Here is a 5,524-nt window from a genome sequence, read left to right as displayed (position 1 = left end):
CGCGTATGTCGTGCCCGCGCTGCGGGCCGGCTGCCGGGTGGTCACCGAGAAGCCGATGACCACCGACGCGGCCAAGTGCCGTCGCATCCTGGAGACGGTCCAGGAGACCGGCAACCATCTGGCGGTCGCCTTCAACTACCGCTTCAACCCGGTGCACGAGGAGGTCCACCGGCAGTTGTCCGGCGGCGCCATCGGCGAGGTGCTGTCGGTGCACTTCGAATGGCTGCTGGACACCCGGCACGGGGCCGACTACTTCCGCCGCTGGCACCGCGAGAAGGAGCACAGCGGCGGGCTGATGGTGCACAAGTCCAGTCACCACTTCGACCTGGTCAACTGGTGGCTGGGAGCCCGGCCGCAGGAGGTGTTCGGCTACGGCCGGCTCGGCTTCTACGGCCGCGCGGCCGGTGAGCGCAGCGGCTACCGGCGCGAATACGAGCGGGCGCACGGCGCCGCCGCCGCCAGGGACGACCCGTTCGCGCTCGAACTCGCCGAGAACGACGCGCTGCGCTCGCTGTATCTGGACGCCGAGGGCGTGGACGGCTACCACCGCGACCGCAATGTGTTCGGCGACGGCGTCACCATCGAGGACGACATGGCGCTGCTGGTCCGCTATGACACCGGCGCCACCATGACGTACCACCTGACCGCCTACTCCCCCTGGGAGGGCTACCGGGTGATGTTCAACGGCACCCGGGGCCGGCTGGAGCTGGAGGTCGAGGAGAGCGCGTGGCAGCCGTCGCTGCTGGGCACCTCCTCCGGCCGCGGCACCATCCACGGCGACCAGGCCCTGGCCAACGCGGGCGGCCCGCGGCTGGTGCTGCGGCCGCTGTGGGAGCCGCCGCGGGAGGTGGAGCTGCCGGCGTTCGACCACGCGGGACACGGCGGCGGGGACGAGCGGATGCTGGAGGTGCTGTACGGCCCCGTGGACCCGGCGGCGGCCACCACGCAGGCGGCCGTGGACGCCTCGGACGCCTCACACCGGCGGGCCACCGAGGAGGACGGGGCGCTGGCGCTGGTCACCGGGCTCGCGGCCAACCAGTCGTTCGTCAGCGGAAAGCCGGTGGCCACGGCGGATGTCGTGACGCTGTAGCCGGGGCGCCGGGTCCAACGCGGCTCATCCCACAAGGCGTTGAGGCAGGATGAGCCGCATGGACACGGATGCGATCGACACACCCCGGGCGCCCCTTTTCCGGAGCGCCGCCCGGCGTCGCCGAAGACGGCTGCTCGGCTCTCTCGCGGCGGCCGGTCTGCTCGGCGCATGCGGTACGCAGACCTCCTCGGGAGTCGCCGCGGTGCCCGACGAGGCCACCTCCCGCCCGTCGGGCATCGCCGTCTCCCCGGACACCGCCGCGCCCACCGCCCCCGCGGGCTGCCCCGACTCGGGGGTGCTGCTGCGGGCCGCGGAGGCCAACGCGGCGATGGGGCTGCGCGAGCAGCAGATCGAGCTGGTGAACTGCGGCAGCCGCGTCTACCCGGTGAACGGCCATCCATCCGTCCAGGTCCTCGACGCGGACCTGGAGCCATTGGAGGTCACGGTCGGCCACGGGACGTCGGGCATCGCCACCGTCGACGGCTTCGAGACGGCCACCGGGCCGGTGCGGCTGAAGCCCGGTGAGCGGGCGGTGACGCGTCTGCTGTGGCGGAATCTGGTGACGGACACCACGCGCCCCGCCGCCGACGGGCGCTATCTGCGGATCGCGCCCAACGGCGACGGAAAGGACGCGCAGACCGTGCCCGACCACGTCGACCTGGGCACCACCGGCAAGCTGGGCGTCAGCGCCTGGGCCCGCCCCGCCACGGATCGTCCTGCCCCGAATCGTCCGGGCGCGGATCGCCCGGACGCCGGTTGGTGACGCTCGCCGGTGGCGCCGTAGGTCCCGCGGACCCGTCAGCCCGGAGCGCCCAGCCGCTCCTCCGGCCGGTCCGCCGGATCGAGCCCCAGTTGCCGGGCGAGCCCGGCGGCCAGGGCCTCCAGGGTCGGATGCCGCCAGACGAAGTTGCCCGCGAGCTTGATGTTCAGCCCCGTCTCCAGGCGCACCCGCAGCTCCATGGCGAGCAGCGAGTCGAACCCCAGTGACCGCAGGGGGGTCTGCGGATCGAGGGTGGCGCTGCTGAGCCGCAGCACGGCACGGATGTGGTCGGTCAGATAGGACTCCAGCGCGGTGCGGCGGGCCGGGCCCGCGGGGAGTGCGGCCAGCCGGGCGCGGATGTCGTCGGTGCTCTCCCGGGCGGCCACCGGAGTGTCGTCGCCGGGGAGCAGCGGGGCGAACAGGGCGGACCTGCGGCCGGCGGCGGGGATCCAGGTGGCCGGGTCGCCGGGGATCACACCGGTGTGCACCCGCCCGTGGGCCAGCAGGGCGCCGAGCGCGCCGAGCCCCTGCTCGGTGGGGATCGTCTGATAGCCGCGGTCGGCGAAGCCGGTGGCCACTCCGGTCTCGCCCCATGGGCCCCAGTTGACCGCGAGGGTGGGCAGGCCGTGTGCCGAGCGCCAGGCGGCGAAGCCGTCCAGCCAGGCGTTGGCGGCCGCGTAGGCGCCCTGTCCGGCGTTGCCGAGCAGTGCGGCCATCGAGGAGTACACCGCGAACCAGTCGAGCCGGTGTCCCTCGGTGGCCTGGTGCAGCCGCCACGCCCCGGTGACCTTCGGCGCCCATACCCGGCCCAACTGGTCCTCGCGGATATTGGCCACGGCCGCGTCGTCGAGGACCATCGCGCTGTGGACGACACCGTTCAGCCAGGCCCCGTCGCGGGTGGCGGCGGCCACCAGCCGGTCGGCCGTGCCCGGGTGGCTGATGTCGCCGGTCACGACGGTGATCCTGGTACCGGTGGCGGAGAGTTCGGCGAGCGTCCGCGCGGCGGCGCCGACCGGTGCGGTACGCCCGCTCAGCACCAGATGGCCCGCGCCCTGCCGGGCCAGCCAGCACGCGGTGGCGAGCCCGAGACCGCGCAGCCCGCCGGTGACGATGTACGTACCGCCCTCGCGTACCGTCAGCGGTCCGTCCGGCAGGACGGCGTCGACCCGGCCCTCCTGCGGGATGGTCAGCACCAGTTTGCCGATGTGGCGGGCGCCGGCCATCCGCCGGAACGCGTCGGTGACCTCGGCCAGCGGATAGGCGGTGCAGCGCAGCGGCTTGAGGCGGCCCTCGGCGATCGCGTCGAGCACCTCGCGCAGCATCGCGGCGTACGCCTGCGGGCGGGCCAGTTGCAGCTCCCTGAGGTCCACGGTGGAGAAGGTGATGTTGTGGCGCAGCGGGGAGAGTCCGAGCGGGGCGTCGGAGAGGATGTCGCGGACGCCGAGTTCGACGAAGCGGCCGAAGGGGCGCAGACACTCAAGACCGGCCCGGATGGCCGATCCGGCGAGGGAGTTGAGCACCACGTCGACGCCCTCGCCCCCGGTGGCCTCCTTGACCTCGTCGCGGAAGTCCAGCGACCGGGAGTCCATGACCTGGGCGATGCCCATGGCCCGCAGGAAGCGCCGCTTCTCCTCGCTGCCCGCCGTGGCCAGCACCTGGGCGCCCAGCAGCCGGGCGACCGCGATGGCGGCGAGCCCGGTGCCGCCGGTGGCCGAGTGGATCAGCACCCGCTCCCCCGCGGTCACCTGGCCGACGTGGCGCAGCGCGTACCAGGCGGTGAGGAAGGCGATGGGCAGCCCGGCGGCGGTGTCCGGGGTGAGGCCCTCGGGGAGGGGTGCGGTGCGGTCGGCGGGGACGACGGTGAACGATCCGAAGGCGCCGCCGTGCACATCGGCCGCCACCACCCGGTCACCGGCGCGGAGATGGTCGACACCGGGGCCCACCGCGCTCACCTCGCCCGCGCATTCGAAGCCGAGCCGGTAGCGGATGTTCTCGTCGCCGGGGAGCAGCCCCATGGCGGTGAGCACGTCGCGGAAGTTCAGCCCCGCGGCGAGCACCCGCAGCTCCACCTCACCGGGCCCGGGCCGGCGGCGGGGCGCGGTGGTGAGCTCCAGGCTGCCGAGGTCGCCGAGGCGGCCGGCGCGCAGCCGGAAGCCGTCGGTGCCGCAGCGCACGGTGCGGGCACTGGCGGTGGTGCGCTCGGTGTCGGTGAGGGGCGCGTAGTCCAGCTCGGCGGTGTAGCGGGCGCTGTCGCGCAGGGCGATCTCCTCCTCGGGGCCGTCGGCGAGGAGTTCGGCGGCGAGGGTTTCCGCCAGTTCGTCGGGGGCGGCCGGGTCGGTGTCCACCAAGGTGGCGCGCAGCTCGGGGTGTTCCAGGGCGAGCACCCGCAGGAGTCCGCGCAGCGGGCTCTGTCCGGGGTCGGCCAAGTCCCCGGGGGTCACGGTGCGGGCGCCGCAGGTGGCGGCGTAGAGGCGGGGCGGTTCGGGGAAGCGGGCGGTGAGCGCCTGGGCGGCGGCGAGCAGCCGGCGGGTGCGGCGCAGTCCGTCCTGCGCGCCGCCGTCGGCCGGGCGCGGGCCGCACAGGAGCACCACGGCGCGCGGCCGTTCCCCGGGGCGGGTGAGCCGGTTGGTGAGGGCGTCGCGGAAGGCGTCGAGCCCCTGGTCGGCCAGGGGTGTCTCCCATACCCGGGCGGTGGCGCCGGAGTCGCGCAGGGCGGCGGCCACCGGGCGGGCGGTGCCGTCCGCCTCGCCGACGATCAGCCATCGTCCCGGGGGCCGGGTGGCGGCGGGCCGGGTGGCGCGCCGCCAGCCGATCTCGAGGAACCACTGGTCGACCTCGGCCGTGCGGTCCGCCGCGCTGTGGACGATCCGCAGCCCGTCGACGGCCAGCACCGGGCGGCCATCGGCGTCGAGCAGGCGGACGTGTCCGACGGTGGCCCCGGGGGTGGTCTCGGCGAGGCGGGCGTGGCAGTAGACGGCGGTCTCGGGGTCGCCGAGGACGCGTACGCTCTGCATCCGCGCGGGCAGCAGCAGCCGCCGGTCGTCCTCGTCGAGCAGTCCGGCGACAAGGAGTTGGGCGCACAGGTCGACGAGGACGGGGTGGATGCGCAGTCCGTGTCCGGGGGCGCGGGCGGCCTCGGGGATCCGTACCCGGGCCCAGAGGCTGTTGCCGTGGCGGGCGGCGGACACGTCGGTGATGCCCTGGAACGCCGGTCCGTGTGTCACGCCCCGGGCCCGCAGATTGGCGTAGAGGGCGTCGGCCTCGACGGGCAGCGGATGGCGCAGGGCGAGGGTCCGGACGGAGGCGGGGCGGGAGCGCGGCGGTGCGGCGAGTCTGCGGAGCACCGCGGTGGCCTGTCGCACCCAGGCGCCGTCCTCGTCGCGTCCGAAGATCTCGCATTCGGCCCGGTCGGCGGCGGCGAGGGTCACCGTGGTGGAGAGGTCGGTGCGGTCGGCGAGCCGCAGCAGTTCGCGGAAGTGCAGATCGGTGACCTCGACCTCCTCGGGCCCGGCGCCGAACACCTCGCAGGCGGCGGTGAGCGCGAGGGCGTAGGAGGCCGCGCCGGGCAGGACGGGGGCGTCGTGCACCCGGTGGTCGTCGAGCCAGGGCAGGGCGGCGGTGCCGGTGCGGGCGCGCCAGGAGTGGCGGACGGGGTCGCCGGGCAGCTCCAGATG

Annotated in this window: 3 protein-coding genes; 2 read left to right on the top strand and 1 reads right to left on the bottom strand. The window is 74.9% G+C overall.

The genetic code is table 11. The annotated features are described in order from the left end of the window. Together KN815_RS28960 and KN815_RS28955 are read left to right on the top strand one after the other, a co-directional pair. A partial coding sequence (locus KN815_RS28960; protein ID WP_216344844.1) for a Gfo/Idh/MocA family protein occupies positions 1 to 1,090 on the top strand: 1,090 nt, incomplete at its 5' end. Positions 1,091 to 1,148: 58 nt separating this feature from the next. Beyond that, positions 1,149 to 1,853, top strand: coding sequence for a DUF4232 domain-containing protein (locus tag KN815_RS28955; RefSeq protein WP_216344843.1), 705 nt, complete (start codon positions 1,149 to 1,151; stop codon positions 1,851 to 1,853). A gap of 35 nt (positions 1,854 to 1,888) precedes the next feature. Here the strand turns inward: KN815_RS28955 and KN815_RS28950 are convergent. Beyond that, the coding region (locus KN815_RS28950) for an SDR family NAD(P)-dependent oxidoreductase (RefSeq protein WP_216344842.1) at positions 1,889 to 5,524 on the bottom strand (3,636 nt) is incomplete at its 5' end.

It is taken from the genome of Streptomyces niphimycinicus, from assembly GCF_018883605.1.
Classification (GTDB): Bacteria; Actinomycetota; Actinomycetes; order Streptomycetales; family Streptomycetaceae; genus Streptomyces; species Streptomyces niphimycinicus.
This window is presented reverse-complemented; position numbering and strand designations above follow the sequence as displayed.